Annotated in this window: 21 protein-coding genes; 11 read left to right on the forward strand and 10 right to left on the reverse strand. The window is 74.1% G+C overall.

Going from position 1 to position 21,691, the window contains the following annotated elements; all coding sequences use genetic code 11:
* Nucleotides 1–47: 47 nt before the first annotated feature.
* Nucleotides 48–1,481: a PTS ascorbate transporter subunit IIC gene (gene ulaA / locus GNZ18_RS11370; RefSeq protein WP_156216298.1), complete on the reverse strand. Its 1,434-nt coding sequence runs from the start codon at nucleotides 1,479–1,481 to the stop codon at nucleotides 48–50.
* Nucleotides 1,482–1,583: 102 nt separating this feature from the next.
* Nucleotides 1,584–2,324: a GntR family transcriptional regulator gene (locus GNZ18_RS11375; RefSeq protein ID WP_312874433.1), complete on the reverse strand. Its 741-nt coding sequence runs from the start codon at nucleotides 2,322–2,324 to the stop codon at nucleotides 1,584–1,586.
* A 175-nt stretch (nucleotides 2,325–2,499) separates the two neighbouring features.
* Here GNZ18_RS11375 and GNZ18_RS11380 point away from each other — a divergent pair, with 175 nt between their 5' ends.
* The 4 genes from GNZ18_RS11380 (at nucleotide 2,500) to GNZ18_RS11395 (ending at nucleotide 6,325) form a co-directional block, all read left to right on the forward strand.
* The gene (locus tag GNZ18_RS11380; protein ID WP_156216300.1) at nucleotides 2,500–3,825 is read left to right on the forward strand and encodes a hypothetical protein; all 1,326 of its coding nucleotides are present in this window, start codon (nucleotides 2,500–2,502) and stop codon (nucleotides 3,823–3,825) included.
* 110 nt (nucleotides 3,826–3,935) lie between these two features.
* The gene (locus GNZ18_RS11385) at nucleotides 3,936–5,057 is read left to right on the forward strand and encodes a carbohydrate kinase family protein (protein ID WP_312874434.1); all 1,122 of its coding nucleotides are present in this window, start codon (nucleotides 3,936–3,938) and stop codon (nucleotides 5,055–5,057) included.
* Between the two features lie 210 nt (nucleotides 5,058–5,267).
* Nucleotides 5,268–5,825 carry a hypothetical protein gene (locus GNZ18_RS11390; RefSeq protein WP_246249716.1) on the forward strand — a complete coding sequence of 186 codons (558 nt, stop codon included), beginning with the start codon at nucleotides 5,268–5,270 and terminating at the stop codon, nucleotides 5,823–5,825.
* Nucleotides 5,822–6,325, forward strand: coding sequence for a hypothetical protein (locus GNZ18_RS11395; protein WP_156216301.1), 504 nt, complete (start codon nucleotides 5,822–5,824; stop codon nucleotides 6,323–6,325). Before GNZ18_RS11390 ends, GNZ18_RS11395 begins: the two co-directional genes overlap by 4 nt.
* Here the strand turns inward: GNZ18_RS11395 and GNZ18_RS11400 are convergent.
* Complete coding sequence (locus tag GNZ18_RS11400; RefSeq protein WP_156216302.1) at nucleotides 6,267–7,226, reverse strand: AraC family transcriptional regulator; 960 nt, start codon at nucleotides 7,224–7,226, stop codon at nucleotides 6,267–6,269. The two genes, GNZ18_RS11395 and GNZ18_RS11400, sit on opposite strands and share 59 nt — an antisense overlap.
* 81 nt (nucleotides 7,227–7,307) lie before the next feature.
* Between GNZ18_RS11400 and GNZ18_RS11405 the strand changes: the two genes are divergently transcribed.
* The gene (locus tag GNZ18_RS11405) at nucleotides 7,308–8,186 is read left to right on the forward strand and encodes an NAD(P)H-binding protein (protein ID WP_156216303.1); all 879 of its coding nucleotides are present in this window, start codon (nucleotides 7,308–7,310) and stop codon (nucleotides 8,184–8,186) included.
* A 61-nt stretch (nucleotides 8,187–8,247) separates the two neighbouring features.
* Complete coding sequence (locus tag GNZ18_RS11410; RefSeq protein WP_156216304.1) at nucleotides 8,248–8,751, forward strand: anthrone oxygenase family protein; 504 nt, start codon at nucleotides 8,248–8,250, stop codon at nucleotides 8,749–8,751.
* Between the two features lie 19 nt (nucleotides 8,752–8,770).
* On the opposite strand, the gene GNZ18_RS11415 is transcribed toward GNZ18_RS11410, so the two are convergent.
* From GNZ18_RS11415 to GNZ18_RS11430, 4 genes are all read right to left on the reverse strand, one after another.
* A complete protein-coding gene (locus tag GNZ18_RS11415; RefSeq protein ID WP_216651246.1) occupies nucleotides 8,771–10,126 on the reverse strand; it encodes a sulfite exporter TauE/SafE family protein in 1,356 nt (451 codons plus the stop codon).
* Nucleotides 10,123–11,448 (reverse strand): tetratricopeptide repeat protein, encoded by a 1,326-nt coding sequence (locus GNZ18_RS11420; protein ID WP_156216305.1) that lies wholly within the window; start codon nucleotides 11,446–11,448, stop codon nucleotides 10,123–10,125. The genes GNZ18_RS11415 and GNZ18_RS11420 overlap by 4 nt, the downstream gene beginning before the upstream one ends.
* A 71-nt stretch (nucleotides 11,449–11,519) precedes the next feature.
* Nucleotides 11,520–13,025, reverse strand: a complete 1,506-nt coding sequence (locus tag GNZ18_RS11425) for a DUF4331 domain-containing protein (RefSeq protein WP_156216306.1) — start codon at nucleotides 13,023–13,025, stop codon at nucleotides 11,520–11,522.
* A 159-nt stretch (nucleotides 13,026–13,184) separates the two neighbouring features.
* Nucleotides 13,185–13,775, reverse strand: a complete 591-nt coding sequence (locus GNZ18_RS11430) for an RNA polymerase sigma factor (RefSeq protein WP_214619578.1) — start codon at nucleotides 13,773–13,775, stop codon at nucleotides 13,185–13,187.
* A 207-nt stretch (nucleotides 13,776–13,982) separates the two neighbouring features.
* Between GNZ18_RS11430 and GNZ18_RS11435 the strand changes: the two genes are divergently transcribed.
* Together GNZ18_RS11435 and GNZ18_RS11440 are read left to right on the forward strand one after the other, a co-directional pair.
* On the forward strand, nucleotides 13,983–14,819 hold the full coding sequence (locus GNZ18_RS11435; RefSeq protein WP_156216308.1) for a metallophosphoesterase family protein: 837 nt from the start codon (nucleotides 13,983–13,985) through the stop codon (nucleotides 14,817–14,819).
* Nucleotides 14,816–15,454, forward strand: a complete 639-nt coding sequence (locus GNZ18_RS11440) for a 4'-phosphopantetheinyl transferase family protein (RefSeq protein WP_214619577.1) — start codon at nucleotides 14,816–14,818, stop codon at nucleotides 15,452–15,454. The genes GNZ18_RS11435 and GNZ18_RS11440 overlap by 4 nt, the downstream gene beginning before the upstream one ends.
* A 10-nt stretch (nucleotides 15,455–15,464) precedes the next feature.
* Here the strand turns inward: GNZ18_RS11440 and GNZ18_RS11445 are convergent, their stop codons facing one another.
* On the reverse strand, nucleotides 15,465–16,040 hold the full coding sequence (locus tag GNZ18_RS11445; protein ID WP_214619576.1) for a TetR/AcrR family transcriptional regulator: 576 nt from the start codon (nucleotides 16,038–16,040) through the stop codon (nucleotides 15,465–15,467).
* An 842-nt stretch (nucleotides 16,041–16,882) separates the two neighbouring features.
* Between GNZ18_RS11445 and GNZ18_RS11450 the strand changes: the two genes are divergently transcribed.
* Nucleotides 16,883–17,434: a hypothetical protein gene (locus tag GNZ18_RS11450; RefSeq protein ID WP_156216310.1), complete on the forward strand. Its 552-nt coding sequence runs from the start codon at nucleotides 16,883–16,885 to the stop codon at nucleotides 17,432–17,434.
* A 55-nt stretch (nucleotides 17,435–17,489) separates the two neighbouring features.
* Here GNZ18_RS11450 and GNZ18_RS11455 read toward each other — a convergent pair whose 3' ends face one another.
* Complete coding sequence (locus tag GNZ18_RS11455; RefSeq protein ID WP_156216311.1) at nucleotides 17,490–18,377, reverse strand: helix-turn-helix transcriptional regulator; 888 nt, start codon at nucleotides 18,375–18,377, stop codon at nucleotides 17,490–17,492.
* Nucleotides 18,378–18,514: 137 nt separating this feature from the next.
* On the opposite strand from GNZ18_RS11455, the gene GNZ18_RS11460 reads away from it, so the two are divergent.
* Both GNZ18_RS11460 and GNZ18_RS11465 read left to right on the forward strand, forming a co-directional pair.
* Nucleotides 18,515–19,432: an MBL fold metallo-hydrolase gene (locus tag GNZ18_RS11460; RefSeq protein ID WP_156216312.1), complete on the forward strand. Its 918-nt coding sequence runs from the start codon at nucleotides 18,515–18,517 to the stop codon at nucleotides 19,430–19,432.
* Nucleotides 19,433–19,458: 26 nt separating this feature from the next.
* Nucleotides 19,459–20,898 carry a carboxylesterase/lipase family protein gene (locus GNZ18_RS11465; RefSeq protein WP_156216313.1) on the forward strand — a complete coding sequence of 480 codons (1,440 nt, stop codon included), beginning with the start codon at nucleotides 19,459–19,461 and terminating at the stop codon, nucleotides 20,896–20,898.
* A 41-nt stretch (nucleotides 20,899–20,939) separates the two neighbouring features.
* Here GNZ18_RS11465 and GNZ18_RS11470 read toward each other — a convergent pair whose 3' ends face one another.
* Nucleotides 20,940–21,668: a hypothetical protein gene (locus tag GNZ18_RS11470; RefSeq protein ID WP_156216314.1), complete on the reverse strand. Its 729-nt coding sequence runs from the start codon at nucleotides 21,666–21,668 to the stop codon at nucleotides 20,940–20,942.
* Nucleotides 21,669–21,691 lie beyond the last annotated feature (23 nt).

Raw genomic sequence — 21,691 nt, forward strand, 5'->3', positions numbered from 1 at the left:
CGCCCCGCGAGGTCGCCCCCTCGGGGCGTTCCCGTTCCTTCCGTCTCTCAGGCGTTCGCGGGCGCCTTGTCCCCGCCGGGGGCCGCGCCCTCGGCGACGGCCCTGCGCTTCTCGGCCCGCCCGAGGACGAGCAGGGTCGCGGTCATCGCGACCAGCGCCACGGCGGGCACCAGCCAGATCGACCCGTCGCCGACGACCGGGTCCACGGCCTTGAGCAGCCACCCGATCGCGTACCAGTCGGGGTCGGCGAGGGTGGCGAGCTCGGGCGCGGTCCGCTCGTACAGGCCCCAGGTGACCGACTGCCCGATCGCGAGGATCAGCCCCGAGATCACGCCGCCGAGCACCGCCCCGCGCCAGCCCGCCACGACGTTGCCGAACAGCCCGGCGGCGCCGCCGACGAAGAACAGCATGATCATGGGCGGGGCGAGCGTGAACCAGCCGGCCGCGGCGAAGACCGCGAGGCAGACCAGGAACACGCCGGTGGAGGCCACGAAGCCGAGCATCACCGCGGTCGGCGCGACGGGGAAGACGGTCGGCGCGTCCAGCGCGGGACGGGTGCCGGGGATCACCTTGTCGCTGAACCCCTTGAACGCCGGGACGATCTCGCCCAGGAACATCCGCACGCCGAACAGCAGGATCGCGATGCCGCCCGCGAACCGCAGGCCGACCAGCAGCGCCCACACCCACGAGGACAGCTTGGGGTCCATCTCGGCGGAGGCCTTGCCCACCACGGCGTCCTCGGCGAACGCGACCGCCACCAGCATGATCACCGAGATGATCAGCGCCGTGCTGACGTTGACGTCCTTGAAGAACGAGAGCTGGCGGGGCAGCTTCAGCTTCTCGGTGTCGTGCTTCTCCCGGCTGCCGAGCGGCCGCGCCGCGTAGCCGGTGATCAGGCAGGACAGCGAACTGGTGTGCGCGTACCCGAACCGGTCGTCGGGCATGACGCGGCGCATCAGCGGCCGCATCCACAGCGGCTGGACGGTCCAGTACGCGGCGACGAACCCGGCGCCGCACAGCACCAGCGTGAGCTGGTCCTGGCCCGGCGCGATCGTAACCAGCGACGCGACCGTCACCGTGCTCACCCAGAACATCAGGTGCCCGGTCAGGTACAGGTACCGGGCCGCCGGGAAGAGCCGCACGACCAGCACGTGCACGAGGAACGCGACGGTGATGACCAGCGCGATCGTCCCGCCCTGGTCGGTCAGGAACTGCGTGAGCGTGTGGTCGGCCTTCGGCGGCGTCGTGCCCATCGCGCTGGCCAGCACGGTCTGGAAGCTGGTCAGCCCGCCGGTGAAGACGTCGACGCCGATGAACAGGATCACCACGCCGATCGTCGCGCGCAGCGCGCCGGCGAACACGTCCTCGAACCGCTTGCGCTGGAGCAGCAGCCCGATGAGCGTGATGAGCCCGATGAGGATGGGCACCTGGCCGAACACGTTGTCGGCCAGGAAGGTGAGGATGTCCTTGATGACGTCCATGGGTGAATCGCCTCACTTCTCGGGGGTGGGGTCGTGCGCTGTCGCCCCCGTCAGCGCGGTTGGACGGTCGGGTTCCGGGGCGGGTCGCCGCCGGGACTCCGGTCAGTGCGACGGTGGTGTGAGATCGAGTTCCAGGCGGTAGCGGTCGCCGCGGTACAGCGACCGGACGTATTCCAGGGGCCGGCCTTCGGCGTCCCTGGTCACCCGCTCGAACAGGAACGCCGGTGTATGCACCGGCACGCCGAGTTCCGCCGCCTCCTCCTCGGTGGTGACGGTCGGCTCGATCGTCTCGGTGCCCGAGGCGATCTCGACGCCGTTGCCCCGGAGCAGTTCGTAGAACGACCGGCCCTCCAGGTCCTGCCTGCGCAGGCCGGGCATCAGCGCCCGGGGCATGTAGAGGGTCTCGATCGCCATCGTGGCCTCGTCGGCGAGCCGGAGCCGCCGAATGGTAAATACCTCTTCCAACGGTGACATGGCCAGGCGCCTGCCGATCCGCGCCCCCGCGGCCTCTGTGCGGAACGACAGGACCCGGCCGCCCGGCCGCATCCCTCTCCTGATCATGTCCTCGGTGAAGGAGGTCATGGTCAGCGGCACGGCGATCCGGGGTTCGGACACATAGGTTCCGCTCCCGTGCCGCCGGTCGAGCAGGCCCTCGGCGACGAGGCCGTCGATGGCCTGCCGCAACGTCGGCCGGGAGACGCCCAGGTCGGCGGCCAGCCGGCGCTCGGACGGAAGGGCGTCGCCGACGTCCATCCCGTCCAGCATCGCCAGCAGGCGGCGGCGCACCGCCTGCCGTTTCGTGTTCCCGTTCCGGGGCTCACCGGCGGATCGCAACCTGGTCACCTCCCGGATGCGCTGTTCCTGTTCGGGCACACGATATGTCCGGTTGTTGCGACTGGTCAATACCACTTTGGCGGGTTTTGCCATGGCGTTCGCCGACGCCTCGACCTACCGTCACCGATGATCACCCGATGTCCGGCGGAGCGCCGCGCGGGAGGCGCGGCGCGGAGGGGTCGAGATGAGAGCAATCGTGAGGGGCGCGCTGGCACTGGCGCTTCCCCTGGTCATGCCCATGGCGTTCGCGGGAGCGGCCCGCGCGGGGGCGGCGCCGCCCGTCCCGGCGGGGTGGCGGCTGCTGGACGCCGAGTCCTTCGACCGGCACCTGGACGACGCCAAGGTGCCCTGGAAGCCCGACGGCGACGGTCCGTCAAGTCCTTACAACGTCGACATGTACGACAACGACGGCGCCTTCTTCGACACGGTCGGGGGGCCGGCGTTCCGGACGCAGCTCGCCAAGATGAGCACCTACCGCAAGTCGTTCACCTTCGGCAAGCGCGGCTGGCTCACCGCCGAACTCGCCGCCCGCGACGCCGACGGCGACGGCCGGCCGGACGCGCCGCCCACGCTCACCTCGCGCGGCGGCGTCGCGCGGCTGGACGAGCCGAGCCACCAGGCGGGCGTCGTCATCCGCTCGACGCGGGCGCTGCCCGCCGAGTACCGGGTGGAGATGACGCTGCGCGGCCTCGACTTCGGCGGGCAGCGGGGCGGATCGTGGGACTACCCCGACGGCCGGGTCAACGGCTACTCGCCGGAGGGCTGCAAGACGAACTTCCCGTGGGCCTCGGGCGGCGACTTCGGCCGTCCCGAGTGCCAGTGGGCGGACGTCCGCACCGACTCCAACGGCTTCTACTACATGTCGATCATGGACTACGGGCGGGTGGCGCCGCACAACAACGTGTTCATCCACGGGCACCGCAAGGTCGCCATGGACGGCTACAACCGCTACAAGTACACCGGCGCGGGCCTGCGGTACTGCAACCCGGCGACCGGGCAGTACGAGCCCTACTCCGCCGGGACGGGCAACGGCGTCAACGCCATCTTCATGACCGACGACCGCCGCTACCCGACGACGCCGGGCACGGAGTACCTGATGGAGAGCCGGTGCGGGCTCGCCAAGGGCGGCGCGATCGTCTCCACCGTCGACCTCAAGCCGGAGCTGCTGCCCAAGGAGCCCTACCGGTTCGCGGTCGAGCGGCGGAACGGCGCGTACACGATGGAGATGTCGGGCAACTTCGCGCACGTGGGGAAGGCGACCTTCCGGTACACCCGGTCGTTCGTCCAGGACGGCGAGCCGATCTGGCACTACAACCAGAAGCCCTCCGAGTACGACGGCCGCTACAACGCCGACTGGACGTGGAAGGGCCCCGGCGGCACGCTCGTCGACCGCGACACCTGGCCCGCCGGGTCCGCCTACCCCGACCACTTCATGATCGGCGACCCGCACATGAACTTCTACGAGGGGAGCGCCCGGGTGGACGACGTCCGCCTGTACACGCCGAGATAGCCGCCGCGGGGGAGGCGGCGATCCGGTCGCGTCGCACGGCGCCGGGTGCGTTCTGTCGGAGGCGGCGGTTATCGTCCGCGAGAACGTTCCAACCACGCCGGGGGGGCACCGTGACGCAGACCGTTCCGGGCCGGCCGCCCGAGCCGCCCCTCACCGATCCCTGCGCCGGGCGGGAGCCGGCGGGCGAGCGCCTGCACGCCGCGGCGGACGCCGCCGGCCCCGCCCTGGACGTGTTCCTGTCCGGCCGGGTCTTCATGGACATGATCTTCACCGGGCTGCCGGGCCTGCCGCCGCCCGGCACCGAGATCGTCACCGACGGGCTCGGCTCGGCGCCCGGCGGCGCCGCCAACATCGCGGTCGCGATGAGCAGGCTCGGCCTGCGCGTCGGGCTGGCGGCGCCGTTCGGCGACGACCTGTTCGGCTCCTACCTGTGGCGCACGCTCGCGGAGCAGGAGGGCGTCGACCTCGCGCTGTCGCGCCGCGTCCCCGGATGGCCGACGCCGGTGACGGTGTCGATGGCCTACGACTCCGACCGCAGCATGGTCACCTACGCGCGGCCCCTTCCCGCGGCGGTGGACGAGTCTATGGGCGCCGCGCCGCCGGCCGCGCGGGCGTGCTTCGTCGACGTCGACCGCCCGGTGCCCGCCTGGGCCCCCGCGATGCGCGACCGCGGAGCGCTCGTGTTCGCCGACCTCGGCTGGGACCCGACCGGCGCCTGGTCCACCGAGGTCCTCGACCGGCTCGCCCACGTCGACGTGTTCCTGCCGAACGCGGCCGAGGCGATGGCCTACACCCGCACCGCGACACCGGAGGAGGCGGCGCGCGCGCTGTCCGCGCGGGTCCCGGTCGTGGTGGTCAAGCGCGGCGGCGACGGCGCCATCGCCCTCGACGCGCGGACGGGGGAGCGCGCCGAGACCGGCGCGCTGCCGGTCCAGGCGCTGGACGCGACCGGCGCGGGCGACGTGTTCGCCGCCGGGTTCGTGTTCGCCACCCTCGCCGGCCTCCCGCTCGCCGAGCGGCTCCGGTTCGCCAACCTGTGCGCGGGCCTGTCGGTCCGGCACCGCAGCGGCTCGCTCGGCTCGCCCTGCTGGGGCGAGATCGCCGCGTTCGGCGAGTCGGGCGAGGTCCCCGAGTCCGTCCTCGCCGACTACGCGTTCGTGGTCCCCTTCATCCCGGCGGCCGCCGACGACACGGTCGTCCGCGCCGAACCGACGCTGCGCCACCAGGCGTGATCCGGCCGGAAGGCCCTGGCACGCCGAAGGCCCGCGCGGGCCTTCGGCGTGCCAGCACGTCGGGGGAGCGGTGATTCCGGGTCGTCCGTCAGGCCGGATCCGGCCGTCCGCGTGACCTGGGCCCCCGGGTGGCCCAAGATGGAAGCCATAACAGCGTTACACAAAGATCGTGGTCCCCCGCCGCGCCGCCGCGGTAGCGAGGAGTAGCCCATGGCCGCCATCGCCCACCGGCCCACCTGGATGACCCGCCTCAACGCGGGCGGTCACCGGACCGGCCTCAACGTGTTCTTCCTGATCGTCCTCGGCCACTGGGCCGAGCACCTCGTGCAGGCGTACCAGATCTGGGTGCTCGGCCGGCCCGTCCCGGAGTCGCGGGGGATCCTCGGGCAGTGGTTCCCGTGGCTGATCAAGTCCGAGGGGCTCCACTACGGCTTCGCGGTGGTGATGCTGGTGGCGTTCATCCTGCTGCGCCCCGGCTTCTCCGGACGGTCGCGGACGTGGTGGAACATCGCCCTCGGCATCCAGGTGTGGCACCACTTCGAGCACCTGCTCCTGCTGATCCAGGCGCAGAGCGGCCACAACATCGGCGGCCGCGCCGTGCCGACGAGCATCATCCAGCTGCTCGTCCCGCGCGTGGAGCTGCACCTGTTCTACAACGCGGTCGTGTTCGCCCCGATGGTGGTCGCGATGCTGCTGCACCGGCGGGACGCGGCGGCGGCCGGGCCGGGCGGCGCCCGCTCCTGCGACTGCGCGGTCGCCCGCGCATGACGGCCGTCCGGGAGGCGGGCCCGGGGGAGTGCGGCGCGCCGCCCCGCCGGGCCCCGTCCGGGTTCACGGTCACGGTCGCGACCGCCGCCGCGCTCCTCCTGCTGTTCTTCACGGTCCCGAACGTGAAGCCGGTCTGGCGGGCGGCGCGCGGCGACGGCGCGCCCGGCGCGTTCACCGCCGCGCGTGTGTCGTGCGTCAGCCATCCCGGGCACGAGGCGTGCTCCTGGTACGGCACGTTCACGCCCGCGGGCGGCGGCGGCGCGCGGGAGACGACGATGTACGGCGCCGGACGCGGCGACCTGGCGGCGGGGGAGCGGGTGCCCGCCATCGACGTCGGGCGCGCGAGCCGCGTGTACGCGCCGTCGGGGTCGCACGAGTGGATCCCGACCGGGCTCATCCTGCTGGCCGGGGCCGCCCTGCTCTACCCGCTCGCCCGCCGGGTCAGCGGGCGGGCGCGGCGGGCCGGTGCTCCGGCGAGGTCCGGTATTCCTGCGGGCTGACGCCGCGCTCGCGCTTGAACGCGGTGCTGAGCGCGAACGCGTTGCCGTAGCCGACCTGCCGCGCGACCGACTCCAGCGTCGCCTCGCTCTCGCGCAGCAGGTCGGCCGCCTGGGCGAGGCGGACGCCGGTCAGGTACGCCATCGGCGGCTCGCCCACCAGCTTCCCGAACCGCTGCGCGAGCGCCGCCCGGGACACCCCGACCCGGGCGGCGAGGTCCGCGACCGTCCACGGGTGCGACAGGTCGTCGTGCAGCAGCCGCAGCGCCGGGCCGACCACCGCGTCGCCGTGCGCCCGGTACCAGCCGGGCTTCTCGGCGCGCGGCCGCGAGAACCACGCGCGCAGCGTCCCGATGAGCAGCAGGTCCAGCAGCCGGTCGAGGACGACCTCCTGGCCCGGCTCGTCCCTGCCGATCTCCTCGCCGAGCAGCCCCACCAGCGGCGACTCCCACGTGTCGCCCCGCACGACCGCGAGCGCCGGGAGCGCCGCCAGCAGCCGCTGGGTGACCGCGCCCCGCATCTGGTAGGTGCCGACCAGCATCTCCGTGCGGCCGTCGGGCGCGTTGCCCCAGGCCCGCACGCCGAGGTCCATCGCCTCCGACAGGCTCGTGCCGTCCGGGGTGGTGCAGTGCTGGCCCGGGTGGATGACGATCTGCGGCGCGGTGCCGCGATCGTCGGCGACGACGTACGGGGCCGGCCCGCGGATGATCACCACGTCGCCGGGGCGGACGTGCTCGGGACCGCCCTCGTCGGGGATCACCCACGCCTCGTCGCGGACCATCGCGACCAGCGTCAGCGGCGCCTCGTCCTGGATCCGCACGGACCACGGCGGGTCGAGCACGCAGCGCAGCATGAACGCACCGCGTGCGCGGGGGCCGTCGAGCAGGTCGGTGAGGGCGTCCATGGCGCCAGCGTAGACGCTCGCGTATGCGGACGAGCTTCTCGACGATGTTCTCGGAGGTCGCACCCCGGTTGACTCTTAGCCATGACGAACAGCGAGAACACCAGCGGAAACACCGGCGAAAACACCAGCACGGCACCCGTCGAGAGCGGCCTGACGCTCGTCCTCGGCGGCACCGGCAAGACCGGGCGGCGCGTCGTCGAGCGCCTTGAGGCCCTGGACGTCCCGGTGCGGATGGGCTCCCGCTCGGCGGCCCCGGCCTTCGACTGGGAGGACGGCTCCACCTGGGCGCCCGTCCTGCGCGGCGTCGAGCGCGTCTACCTCGTCTTCTACCCCGACCTCGCGGTCCCCGGCGCGCCCGACGCGATCCGCGGGTTCACGGCGGCGGCGGTCGAGGCCGGGGTCCGGCGGGTGGTCCTGCTCTCCGGCCGGGGCGAGGACGAGGCGCAGGCCTGCGAGCGGATCGTCCAGGACTCGGGCCTGGAGTGGACGATCGTCCGGTCGAGCTGGTTCGCGCAGAACTTCAGCGAGGACTACCTGCTGGAGCCGGTCCAGGCGGGCGAGGTCGTGCTGCCGGCGGGGGAGGTGCCCGAGCCGTTCGTCCACCTGGACGACGTCGCGGACGTGGCGGTCGCGGCGCTCACCCGGGACGGGCACCACGGCGAGGTCTACGAGGTGACCGGCCCCCGGGCGCTCACCTTCGGCGAGGCGGTCGCCGAGATCGGACGCGCGGCCGGGCGCGAGGTCGCCTACGTGCCGGTGAGCACCGACGACTACGCCGCCGCGCTCACCGAGCACGGCCTCCCGGCCGAGGTGGTCGCTTTTCTGACCTACCTTTTCTCGACGGTTCTGGACGGCCGGAACACCCCCACCGCCGACGGTGTGCGGCGGGCCCTCGGGCGCGAGCCCCGGGACTTCGCCGAGTACGCCGCCGAGACCGCCGCCAGCGGCATCTGGAACTGACCCCCGCCGGAACCGAACCCCCGGACCTGAACCCCACCCCGAACGAACCAACGGAGCGACCATGAAATTCTCCCTCACGGCGGCCTCGGCGGCCCTGTCCATCCTGATGGCCTCCGGGATGGCCGGCGCGTTCTTCGTCTTCTCCTGCGGCGTGATGCCGGGCCTGAACGCCGCCAGGCCGTCCTCGGCGATCAACGCGATGCAGACGATCAACCAGAAGATCCAGAACCCGCTGTTCGTCGGCGCGTTCATGCTGCTGCCCGTCCTCGCGGTCGTCGCGGGGGTCCTGCTGATGTCGCTCGGGCAGAAGTCGGCGGCGATCCTGTTCTTCGCGGCCGCCGCCGTCTACGTCGTCGGCGCGCTGGTGCCGAGCTTCGCGGTGAACATCCCGATGAACAACGACCTGGACGCCGTCAGGATCCCGTCCGGGACCCGCGAGGCCGCCGAGATCTGGTCGGACTACTCCGGGCGCTGGACGGCCTGGAACACCGTCCGCGCCGTGTTCAGCTGGGCGAGCCTCCTCCTGATGGGCGCCGGGGCCTATGTCTGGGGCAAGGGCGCATGATCCGCGCGGGAGCCTGGCGTCACACCAGTGGCGCCAGGCTTCGCGCTGTCAGCCCCACCCCCAGCAGCACGACCAGCGCCGCCGTCACGACGGGCAGCAGGCGCGGCGCGAGGACCGGCAGCGGCGGCAGCCGCCGCGCCAGCAGCCGCCCCGTCCCGGTGACCAGCATCCCGACCGCCACCAGCATGAGCGCCAGCCCCGCCCCGTAGGCGAGGACGAGCAGCACCCCGAACCAGGCGTGCCCCAGCGCGTGCGCGCCGAGCAGCACGACGACCGCGGACGGGCTGGGCATCAGCCCTCCGGCGAACCCCACCAGCACCATCCCCCGCCTTCCCCCCTCATGCCCGTGCCCGTGGCCGTGCCCGTGCCCATGTCCGTGTCCGTGCCCATGTCCGTGGTGGCGCGGGCGGCGCAGGGCGCGCCGCAGGAGCGAGACACCGGCCGCCACGACGAGGGCTCCGGCCCCCGCGCCGAGCCACGGCAGCAGCTGCGGCGCCCCGAGGGACGCGCCGGTCGCCGCGAGCAGGCCCAGCGCGAGGACCCCGGCGGTGTGTGTGACCGTGACCGTGAGCCCCAGGGCCAGCACGTCCCGGCGGGAGCGGCGGCCCTGCCCGGCGGCCTGCGCCGCCATGATCGTCTTGCCGTGGCCGGGCGCGAGCGCGTGCGCGGCCCCGAGGACGACGGCCGCGAGCAGCGCGAACACGGCGAAGCCCGGGGTGAGGCGGTGGCGCGCGACCAGGCCGGTGTAGGCGCGGGTGAGCGGGTCGGCGCCGCGTCCCGCGACCCCGGGCCCGGCGGCCGCGGGCGCGGACGCGGGCAGCGGCGGGCCCCCCGGCCGCACCTCGGCCGTCGCCGCGCGGCGGTCCGACGGCGAGCCGAGAAGGTCGCGCGGGTAGCGGGTCAGCCGCGCCGTCGGCGACTCGCGCGGCACGTCCGACGAGGTCAGCGTCATGCGGTCGCCCACCGCCGTCACCTCGCGCCAGCCGGGGCGGCCCCCGTCGCCGGTGTCGCGGAACCCGAGCCTGCTGCCGCCGAACGGCGCGCTGACCGCGCACTCCAGCCGCAGCGTCCGCAGCCCCGCCTGCCCGGGCCGCGCGGACGCCGACGCCGCGCGGACCACCGCCGCGACCGGCCGCCCGTCCGCGGTGATCCGGAACGCCGCCGCCGAGCGCGCGCACTCGCTCCGGGCCCAGCCGCGCAGGTCCGTGCTCCCGTGCAGGACCTGCGTCGCCGGGATCTCCGCCAGATCCTGGACGTGGTCGATCCGCAGCTCGTGCGGCGCGACGACCAGCCCGTCGTAGCGGTTCACCGAGAAGTTGCCCAGCGGATGCCCCGCCGGCGCGGCGAGCCCGGCCGCGAGGACGAGCGCGATCACGGGGCGCCCCCGAGGGAGGCGAGCGCGGCGCGGGCGCGGGGCGCGTGCAGCGGCGAGAAGGACGGGTTGAGTCGCAGCGCCGCCCCGAGGTCGCGGCGCGCCGGCGCCCGCTGCCCGAGCGACCGCTCGATCATGCCCCGGTGGTAGAGGAACGCGGCGTTGCGGTACCCCGTCGCGGCGGCCCGCCGGGCGTAGCCGAGGGCCTCGGCGTCGCGCCCGGCGGCGTGCAGGGCCCAGCCGAGGGCGTCGGCGACGTGGACGCTGCGGCGCCGCCCCCACTCGGCCCGCGCCGCGCGCACCGCCTTCGCCGGGTCGCCGTGGTCGGCCTCGAACAGCGCCGTCTCCAGGTCGGGCGTGACCCCGTTCGCCCAGGCGAGCGCGCCCCACGCCGAGGCGGCCGCGTACTGGGGGGCGGCCTCGTCCCGGCGCCCCGCGGACTCGCGCAGCTCGCCGAGCCAGGTCAGCCGCGCGGGTAGCGGGGACCGGGCGACCAGGGCCTCCTGGTCGCGCGCCGCCCCGGCGAGGTCGCCGGTCGCCGCCCGCACCCGGGCCCGCCCGTCCAGCGCGCCGAGGTCGGTCGGGTCGGCGCGGAGCGCGGCGGCGAACTCGCGTCCGGCGGCGCGCGCGTCGCCGCCGTTCCAGGCGAGGTCGCCGAGCTGCGTCCGGACGTAGGCGATGTCGCCCCGGTCGGTCGCCGAGGCCGCCGCGAGCCGCAGCACGCGCCGCGCCTCGCCCGTCCGGCCGTGGAGTTCGCGGACGTAGGCGAGCCGGGTGAACACCGGGATGCCCGGCGCGGTCGCGTCGGCGTGCTCGGCGGCCTTCAGCGCGTCCGGGTAGCGGCCCAGCTCGACCAGCGCGTCCACCCGCACGGCCAGTGCGCGCGCCCCGTAGGGGTTGACGGCCAGGGCGCGGTCGGCCTCCGCCAGCGCCGTGGGGAAGTCGTGCCGGGCGGCGGCGAGCGCGGCGCGTCCGGCGAGGGCGGCGTCGTTGCCGTCCGGACGTAAGCGCAGCGAGCGGTCCAGGGCGTCGGACGCCTCCGGGTAGAGGGACGGGTCGGCGGTGACCCGCGCCCGCTCCACGTAGCCCAGCCCGAGCGCCGCCCAGCTGGACGCGTCGCGCGGCTGCTCGCGCAGGTGCCGCTGGAGCCGGGCGATCGAGCCGGCGAGCGTCGCGGCGGGCGCCCCGGCCGCGACCGGCCCGGCCTGGGCGCCCGCCGCGGGGGCCGGGCGTTGGATCCGGATCGCCGCGCCCGCGGTGAGGCCGGCGGCCAGCGCCGCCACCAGCCCGACCGGAAGCAGGCGCCGCGTGAGTGCGTGTGTCATGAGAGCTCCTTGGGGTGCCCCGGAGGGCCCGGCCGGTGCGGGGGAGCGGCCGGGCCTTGCGATCCGGTGCGTCAGAGGACGGGGCCCCGGCGGCGCCGGAACCACAGCGTGCCGCCCCCGACCAGGAACGCCGCACCGACGCCGAGCGCGAGGACCGGGACGATCGGCGCGCCGTCGCCGCCGGTGTGCTCGGTGCCCGCGGCGGGCGCGGCGTCGAGGCCGGCGGACGCCTTGCGCACGCTCTCCTGCCGCGGCGCCTTCTGCACGGTGGACCCGGACGTCGGCAGCGCCACGTACGGGAACGCCTTGTCGAGCGGCACGTCGTTCGCGTCGACCCGGTCACCGAGATCGGTCTTGCGGCCGAGCAGCTCGCCCTCCACGACCTGGAGCGAGATGTCGACGGTGTCGTCGGTGAGCCGGCGCCCGTTCGGATACCCGGCGGCGTCCCCGTCCAGCACGCCGAGCCGCTTGGGGCTCGCCGCGGGCGGGATCGAGGTGTTGAGCCGCATCAGCTCCGCCGGACGGACGTTCGGCGGCTGGTTGAGCTTCGGCACCCCCGTGAGGAACACCTGCACGAGGTCGTTGCGCGGCGTCGGCGGCGCCGGGATGTTGTGGACGCCCTCGATCAGCCGCGCCAGCTCGGGGTTCGTGACGTACTGCGCGAACTGCGCGTCGTTCCACGGCACGGACGCGTTGAACCTGTCCTTGTCCTTCACCGGGACGACCAGCTCGTTCACCAGCGGATTGCCCAGTCGTGACACCTGCGTCCACTCGCCGGCCGCGTTCTGCCGCTGCACCGCCGAGTACACCCCGACGATGGGCTGGCCCGGTGTGACGAGCGCCTTCGTCGGGATCTGCAGTGCCACCGACTGGACGTCGTAGCCGCGCAGCGTGTCATTGCCGACCTCCTTCAGGTTCGCGCCGTACAGCAGGTCGAAGACGCGCAGGTCGAGGAAGAACGGGTCGTCGGCCTGCCCGGCGAACACGCGCGCGCCGTCCGGCAGCCCCCGGGTCGCCTGCTGGCGCAGCGTCCGGTAGTCGGGCATCGACGCCCGCCCGACGTTGGACGGCGCGACCGGCACGTCGTTCGCCAGCGTGCGCGTGTCGGTGACCTTCCCGCCCTTGCGCTGGATCAGCGTCAGGTCGTAGGTCTGGCGGAAGTTGAGGTTGGGGTCGTCCAGGCTCCGTACCGGGCCGGTGTTGTAGAGGAACGTGTTGGGGTTGCGGTAGGAGTCCCGGAAGCTGAACCGGTAGGTGAACTCGGGCAGCGAGTCGCCGTCGTTGTCGACGTTGATCTCGTACCGCGCGTCCTGGGCGAACTTGTAGAAGTTGGGCCCGCCCGCCGGTTCCTCGAACGGCAGGAAGTTCGCCACCAGCGTCGTGGTGTCGGGCCGGTCCGGGCTGACGAACGCGTAGACGTCGGTGTTGTCGTACTGCGGCTGCCCGGAGATGAGCGGCGCCTCCCGGTGGCTGGACGCCGTCGCGGCGCCGGACCCGAGGCCGGACAGGCCCCCGGCGGCGAGCGCCGCGCCCACGGTGAGCAGCGCGGCTGCCTTGAGATGATGCGGTAATGACATCGCTGAGTCCTTCTCGCGAGTCTGGCGGCCCCCTTTTCGGTGCCGCTGATAACCCTCGTTCGAACCCGTGCGCCCCTTGGATGACCGCCTGGCCACATCGGGTCATCGATCCGGCGTTCCGCCCACCGCGCGCGTCCAAGGCGCGGCGGCGCGGAATCGTCACGGGATGAGGCCCTCGCGTTCCAGCAGCCGGCCGACGCGCGCGAGGGCGCCCCGGATGCGGGACTTGGCCGTCCCCTCGGGGATGCCGAGGGCGGCGGCCACCTCCCGGTAGGTCATGCCCCGGTAGTAGGCGAGTTCGAGGACGTCGCGCATCGGCGGGGGCAGCGCGTTCACCGACCGCTTCACCCCGCTGGCCAGTTCCCCGGCGAGGACCGCCTCGTCCGGGCCGGCCGTGTCCGGCGGCTCGGGCGCCTCCTCGGGAGGCCGGCTCCGCCGCACCTCCCGCCGCACCCAGTCGACCGCGCGGCGGTGGGCGAGCGTCGCCAGCCAGCCGCGCAGCGTCCCGCGCTCGGGGTCGAACGCCAGCGGGCGCTCCCACAGCCCGGCGAACACCTCCTGCGTGACGTCGCGCGCGGCCTCGTGGTCGCCGGTCACGCGCCGCGCGAGCCCGTGCACCAGCGTCGCGTACGCGTCGTAGACCTCGCCCAGCGCGGCCTCGTCGCCCGCCGCGAGCCGGGCGCGCAGGTCCTCATCGCCCGGGGGCGCCCGGTCGGGATCGGGGTCGGATGCGGGCCCGGGCGCGTCCACCGAACCACCACCCGTCGCTGACCGGTCCGGCGTGAATTGTCTCACCCTCGCGTCGGCCGGTACATGACCTCGGGCCCGGCGGCGGGTGCCGTGAGGTGCGGCGCAGGTCCCGCGCCCGGATGGCCTTGTCCGGCCAGGGGGTCCAGACCCCGGTCCCGGCGGCCTCAGGGGCGCCGGATCCGCGCCTCCGCCGCCTACGATCATTGGATGAGCGGTCTGTACGGCATCAGCGACCTGCACGTGGGATTCCCCGACAACCGCGCGTTCGTCGAAGGGCTGCGGCCGGTTGCGGACGGCGACTGGCTGATCGTGGCCGGGGACGTCGGGGAGCGCTTCGCCGACGTCGAGTGGACGCTGCGCACCCTCGCGGGGCGCTTCGCCGAGGTGCTCTGGGTGCCCGGCAACCACGAGCTGTGGACGACCAGGGACGACCCGGTGGCGCTGCGCGGCGAGGCCCGCTACCGGCGGCTCGTCGAGATGTGCCGCGGGCTCGGCGTGCACACCCCCGAGGACCCGTATCCGGTGTGGGAGGGCGAGGGCGGCCCGCTGACGATCGCGCCGCTGTTCGTCCTGTACGACTACACGTTCCGGCCGGACGGCGCGGACACCAAGGAGGAGGCGCTGAAGCTCGCGCACGAGGCGGGCATCGTGTGCACCGACGAGGTCTACCTGCACCCCGACCCCTACCCCACGCGCGACGCCTGGTGCGACGCGCGGATCGCCTACAGCGAGCGCCGCCTGGCGGAGCTGCCGCCGGGCACCCGGACGGTCCTCGTCAACCACTGGCCGCTGATCCGCGAGCCCACCCGCGTCCTGTGGTACCCCGAGTTCGCCCAGTGGTGCGGCAGCGAGCGCACCGCCGACTGGCACGTCCGCTTCGGCGCGGTCTCCGTCGTGTACGGCCACCTGCACATCCCCCGGACGATCTGGAGCGAGGGCGTCCCCCACGTGGAGGTGTCCGTCGGCTACCCGCGCGAGTGGCGCAAGCGCGGGGAGGCGCCGCAGGGGCTGCGGCCCGTCCTGCTGGAGGAGGAGGGCTCGTGATCGAGCGGATCGTGCCGCCGGGCGTCGCCACGTCCACCGCCTACCACGACCCGCCCGGCGCCGTGCTGTTCCCCGAGGAGGAGCCCGAGGTGGCGCGGGCCGTCGACAAGCGCCGCCGCGAGTTCACCACGGTCCGCTGGTGCGCCCGCCGGGCGCTCGGCGACCTCGGGTTCGCGCCCGTTCCGATCCCCCGAGGGGAGAGGGGCGCGCCCCGCTGGCCGGACGGCGTCGTCGGCAGCATGACGCACTGCGACGGCTACCGCGCCGCCGCCGTCGCCCGCGCGGGCGACGTCCGCGCACTCGGCATCGACGCCGAGCCGCACGGTCCGCTGCCCGAGGGCGTGCTCGACGCGATCGCCCGTGAGGAGGAGGTCCCGCTGCTGGAGGAGCTGCGCCGCGCGTCCCCGGACGTCCACTGGGACCGGCTGCTGTTCTGCGCCAAGGAGGCCGTCTACAAGGCGTGGTTCCCGGTGGCGCGCCGCTGGCTGGGCTTCGAGGACGCCAGCCTCGTGCTCGCCCCGGACGGGACGTTCACCGCCGCGATCCTCGCCCCGGACCCGCCCTTCGACGGGTTCACCGGCCGCTGGGCCACCGCGGACGGCCTGGTCGCCGCCGCGATCACCGTCCCGAGGTGAGGCCCCGGGCTCAGTCCTGCCGGATGCCCGAGGCGGCGAGGGTGAGCAGGCGGTCGGCGCTGCCGGGGTCCTCCTCGGTGGCCATCGCGATCGCGTTGGCCAGCGTCAGGACGTCGCCGAACTCGGTGCCCACCGGGATCGCCCCCGCCTTCTGCGCGCGGGCGAACAGTTCCTCGGCCTCGGCCCGCATCGCCTGGCACGCCTTCGACGGCACCGACCGCTCGTCGCGCAGCGTGACCAGGACGGCGGCCGCCATGCCGCGGAACCCGGTCACCCGCGCGATGAACGCGCGCAGCCAGGTCATGAACGCCTCGGCCGGCTCGGGCGCGGACTGGAGGGCGCGGGCCTGCGCGGCGAGACCGTCGTAGACGTCGGCGGTCAGGGCCTCCAGCAGGTCCCGGCGGGTGGGGAAGTGGCGGTAGAGCGTGCCGATCCCGACGCCGGCCAGCCGCGCGATGCCCTCCAGTGAGGCGTCGGCCCCGTCGCGCGGGAAGGTCTCCCGCGCCGCGGCGAGGAGCCGCGCGCGGTTGCGGCGCACGTCGGCGCGCTCGGGCCGGCCTGCGGCGGAGGTGTGGTCGCTGGTCACGGGACCTTCCTGGCGCGGGAATTTTGGAACGGTCCCCAGATACTAGCCGGGATGCTCCGGACGCCGCCGCGTCGCCGCACGCGAAGGCCCCGCCGAACCCCGCGGGCCGGGCCCGGGAGGGCTCGGCCCCAGGGGCGGTGGGGGCGGCGCGGGCGGGAGCCGCTGCGCCAGGACCGGCCCCGGTCGGGCGGGCAGCCGCGAAGCCGTGCCACCACGACGGGACGTCATTTCCCTTATATGAGATTTCTTCGCCTACCCGCGTTCGCAAAGGGGACCTGCCCCGGCTCTCTTTGTTGAAGATCGCTTTTTATGATCTGCGGCTGGCCGGTGCCGGTCAACGGATGAGGAGCCGCGATCCACGACCGATCTTGTTTCGCGGCAATACTGGACCCGTGGGGAGTCGTCCTGGTTCTCGAATGCGCTTTCCGAGGTTGGTGCTCGCCTTCTTCCTCTTTGCCGCGGGCACCTTTATCCTTGGATCTTTCTGGGACCGCCGTCAGCCGGCTCCCAAAGCCGCGCCGAGCACCGTCGTCGTGCACCGATACGGGCCTATTGGTTCACAGGAATCCTTGACCGCGCCCGGGCAGGTGCGCCAGCCTGCGGGTCCTGGTCCGCCGGATGGCCCCGGACCCAGCGCACCCACCCCGTCCGCGCCCACCGAGCCCGTGCCCTCCAAGGAACCGGGGGACTCCGGGAAAACAGGGAGCTCGGGGGAAACGGGGGGCTCGGGATTTCCGCGCACGGGGCCCCGCGGTGACTCGACACCTCCTCGGCCGAGATCGACGAAAGGCCGCAAGCGGTTCGACCCTGCCGTCACCGTTCTCCTCGATGAGGACCAGACCGTGGCGGTGCCGTCGTTGGTGCGCGCCTACCTGTGCCTCTCCTCCGGCTCCAGGTGCCCGCCCGCTTGGGCCGGGCCGACCGGCTACCCCGGGTCGAGCGCGGCACCCCGACGGGCCGGGGAGGTCCCCCTGGGAAGAAGAACGAAGGCCGAACTCACCGCCGACAGCCCCACGCTCGTCGTCAAGGCCCACGGATCGAGCATCGAGTCCACCGAAGACGAGAACTCCTACGCCGAATGGTATTGGACCGTGACGCCCCACCAGAAGGGGCGGTATCTGATGGTATTGACGATGACGCCGCTGGGTGGCGGGTCCGACGAGCCGGTGGCGGCGAGTAGGAAGTTCCTCTTCCCGGTCGTCGTCACCGAGAAGTCGGCCCCCGCGTCCCGGCGGATCTCCATGGCAGGTCGCACGATAAAGAGCGAGCTCGTCTGGGCCAGTGCGTTGGCGGGCACCTGCGCCACGCTGTTCGTGGCCGTTCTTGAGGGAAGGCGAAACACTCGGGATGCCCGTTCGGGCCCGGGTCCGGAAAGAGACGAAGTCGAGCCGTAGTCCGTCACCTGGACGGCCCGCGTGGCCTCCCGTCGAGCAGAAGCGCGGCGGGGTCCTATCGAACCGCGTCTTCGAGGCTCAGGCCGGTCGAATGGTCGTGGAAGTCCCGGAGCGGCACGAGCGCCTCCTCGGACGGCGATCCGGCGGGGGCCGTGCACACGATCAGCACCTGGTCCGGCGAGCGGGCGATCGACAGTGTCTGCTGCGTCAGCGTCACCGGGCCGACGACGGGATGGCGCAGCTCGTAGGACGCGGCGTCGCAGGGGCCCACGCGGTGGTCGCTCCAGAGCGTGCCGAACTCGGGGCTCTTCATCGTCAGTTCGCCGATCAGTTCCGCGAGCAGCGGGTCCTGCGGGTGTCTGCCCGCGGTGATCCGCAGGTTGCCGACCACCGCGCGAGCCTTGCGCTCCCAGTCGGCGTACAGCGCCCGGCAGTGCGGGTCCAGGAACAGCATCCGGCTCATGTTCGGCCGCCCCGCCGGGCCGTCCGGGCCGCGGAAGTCCAGGTGGCCGGCGAGGAGCGCGTGGCCGAGGGTGTTCCACGCCAGCACGTCCGTGCGCCGCCCGAGCACCAGCGCGGGGACGCCGTCCACGGCCCGCAGGAGGTCCCGGGTCTCGTCGGCGAGCCTCTCGGGACGCGGACGGCGCGCACGGGGGGAGTGGCGGGAGGTCTCCGCGAGCCGGTTGAGATGGTCGCGTTCGTGGTCGTCGAGCATCAGGGCGCGGGCGATCGCGTCGAGCACCTCGGCCGAGGCCCCTCGTGACAGCCCCTGCTCCAGCCGCGTGTAGTACGAGACGCTGACGCCCGCCAGCTGGGCCAGTTCCTCGCGCCGGAGACCGGCCACCCGCCTGCGGGGGCCGAGGTCGCGCAGGCCGACGTCCGCCGGTCGCAGCAGGGCCCGTCGTGCCTGCAGGAAGTCGCCGAGGGGGCCGGGTCCGTCCATGCCCCCAGTATCCGGCGCACGGTCCGGTCCCAGCCACACCCTGCGAGGGGTACGACAACGCGGGAGTGGTGCGTGCGGGTCCGCGCGTCCAGGGTCGGTCCCATTCAGTCACCTGCCCCGAACCGAGGACGGACCGCATGGACCAGGACCCCGAGCAGATCACTCTGGGCGGCGTCGGCGTCACCCGCGTCAAGGAGTTCTACGGCTCGGTCGAGATGACCCCCGGCCAGTTCTTCCCGGGCAGCCCCGGCGGCTCGTGGGAGGAGCACCGCGGCTGGCTGGCGCCCGATTTCTGGAACCCCGAGACGGACGAGTGCCGTTCGGCGATCCAGACCTGGCTGCTGCGCAGCGAGGGGCGCACGATCCTCGTCGACACCGGGGTGGGCAACCACAAGGACCGGCCCTACGCGCCGGTGTGGAGCCGCCGGGACACGGCCTACCTTGACAACCTCGCCGCGGCCGGGGTGCGGCCCGAGGACGTCGACATCGTGGTCAACACGCATCTGCACATCGACCACGTCGGCTGGAACACCCGGCTCGACGGCCGCGACTGGGTGCCGACCTTCCCGAACGCGACCTACCTGATGACGCGGCGGGACTTCGAGTTCTGGGACCCGGCCAACGGCAACGGGTCCGTGCTCGGACGCGGGAACCAGAACGTGTTCGAGGACAGCGTCGCGCCCGTCCATCGCGCGGGGCTGGCGCACCTGTGGGAGGGGTCGTACCGGATCGACGCGAACCTGCGGCTCGAACCCGCTCCCGGGCACACCCCCGGCTCGTCCGTGCTCGCCCTGGAGTCCGGCGGCGACCGGGCCCTGTTCGTCGGCGACCTCGTGCACACCGCGCTGCAGATCGTGGAGCCGGAGACCAACTCGTGCTTCTGCGAGGACCCGGCCGAGTCGCGGAGCACCCGGCACAGGCTGCTCGGCCGTGCCGCCGAGGACAACGCGCTCGTCTTCCCCGCGCACCTCGCGGGCCGGGGCGCCGTGGAGGTCGAGCGCGACGGCTCGAAGTTCGCGATCAAGCAGTGGGCGGCCTTCTCCCGCATGTCCTGAGATTTCCGGAAAGGACGCGTTTTCCCATGACCCAGTACGCAGACCCGGTCGTCGAGACCCCGGCGGGCGCCGTGCGCGGCGTCCGCGACGACTCCGGCGAGCTCTACCGTGCCATCCCCTACGCGGCGGCACCGGTCGGCGCCGGCCGGTTCACCGCGCCCGCGCCGCACCCGGGCTGGTCCGGCGTCCGCGACGGCAGGCGGCCCTCGCCCACGGCCCCCCAACCGGTCCGCGACTTCGGCGGGCTCGACATGGCCCCCTACTTCGGGCCGGGCTGGGTCCGGGGCGAGGAGTACCTGACCGTCGACGTCCGCACCCCGGCCGCCGACCACGGCAGGCGGCCCGTCATGGTCTTCGTGCACGGCGGCGGATTCGTCACCGGCTCGACCCACGCCGCGCTCTACGACGGCGGCGCGTTCGCCCGCGACGGCATCGTGCTGGTGAGGGTGAACTACCGCCTCGGCGTCCCCGGCTTCCTCGACCTGGAGGGCGCCCCGGCCAACCGCGGGCTGCTCGACGTGGTCGCCGCGCTCGGCTGGGTCCGCGCCGGCATCGCGGCGTTCGGGGGAGACCCGGGCAACGTCACGGTCTTCGGCCAGTCCGCGGGCGCCACGCTCGTCGGAGCGCTGCTCGCGACGCCGGAGGCCGCGGGCCTGTTCCGGCGGGCGATCGTGCAGAGCGGCAGCGGCACCGGCGCCTTCACCCCGGAGCAGGCGCGGCGGGTCACCGCGGCGGCGGCCGCCGCGCTGGGCGTCGCACCGGCCGCCGACGCCTTCGCCGCGATCCCGGACGAGCGCTTCCTGGGGATCCTGCCCGCGCTGGCCGGGCTCGACCTGCGCACCGGCACCGCCACCGACCCGCTGGCCGGGCTCAGCCCGTTCGGCCTCGTCCTCGCCGTCCAGCCCGCCGACGGCCTCGCGGACGGCCCCGGCCGCGACGCCGACCTGCTGATCGGCACCAACACCGAGGAGGGGCGCCTCTACCTCGTCCCGCGAGGCGACCTGGAGTCGTCCACGAACGCGGACGTGCGCGCCCTCGCCGCCAGGGTGTACGCGGACCCGGGCGCCGCGATCGCCGAGCACCGCGCGGCACTGCCGGACGCGACGCCGGGCGAGCTGCGCTCCGCGGTGCTCGGGGACGCCCTGTTCGGCGCAGGTACGGCCCGCATGGCGCAAGCCCACGCGCGTGTCTCGCGCGGCAGCACACACGTCTACTCGTTCGCGTATCGCTCGACGGCTCTGGACGGACGGCTCGGCGCCGCCCACACCGTCGAGTTGCCGTTCGTCTTCGGCGTCGCCGAGGAGCCGTGGCTGCACGGTGACGCGGGACTGCTCGGCCCCGACCCCGCCCCGGGCGGCCTCGCGGCCCGGACGCACGCCGCCTGGGTCGCGTTCGCCCGGACCGGTGATCCGGGCTGGGCCGTCCACGACCCGCGGCGACCCGCGGCGGAGGTCCTCGGATCCTGAGGGCGCGGCCGTGTCGGCCCGGCCCGACGGCTGCCGCCCGGTCAGGGGCGTCCCGCGCGGGGCCGCCCGCGCGTGATGATCAGGTGGCCGATCGTCGCCGTCCCGGCGACCAGCAGGCCGAGTCCGGCGGGGAGGAGGAACCCGAAGCGCAGGCCGATCGAGGCGTCGGCCTCCACCCCCGGTCGGCCGTCGCGGCGCAGGAGGACGACCGACCATGCGCCATGGGTCTTGTTCCAGTTCAGCGTTCGGGTCCCCCGGCCCGTCGACGTGGCGACCCAGAACGGCTGGGCGGCCGGGTCGGGTGCCGTGGCGGCGCCCGGGCTCCGGCGGAAGTCGGCCTTGAACGGGTCCAGGCGCGCGGAGGCGAACTCGTCGTGCGCCACGTTCCGGAGGTACTTCTCGACCTCGGTCTTGGGGCCGATGCCGACGAACAGGGGAACGCCCGGGTCCTGCGGCCGCACCACGATCCGTACCCGGGCCAGCTCGCCGACGTCGGGGTCGGGGTCGGCCGGTCGAGCGCCGTCCGAGCCCACGTCGATCTCGTCGGTCTTCAGCGCGGCCGTGTCGGTGGCGAAGTGGTATTCGGGGGTGCCGAAGTAGCCGCCCGAGCGCGCCTGGAGGCCCGCGGCCGCCAGTGAGGCCGATCCGGCGAGCAGGAGAACGCCCCCGACGCCCATGGCGGCGACCCGCCGTGCCCGGCGGCCTCGCCGCGGAGGGCGGGTCGGGCGGTCCGCCGAGGCGGGCGCGGCATGGGCCAGGTGGGTGGTCATGGCGTCTCCCAGGGTTGTAGTAC

The sequence above is a fragment of the Actinomadura litoris genome, from assembly GCF_009733595.1.
GTDB classification, from domain to species: Bacteria; Actinomycetota; Actinomycetes; order Streptosporangiales; family Streptosporangiaceae; genus Spirillospora; species Spirillospora litoris.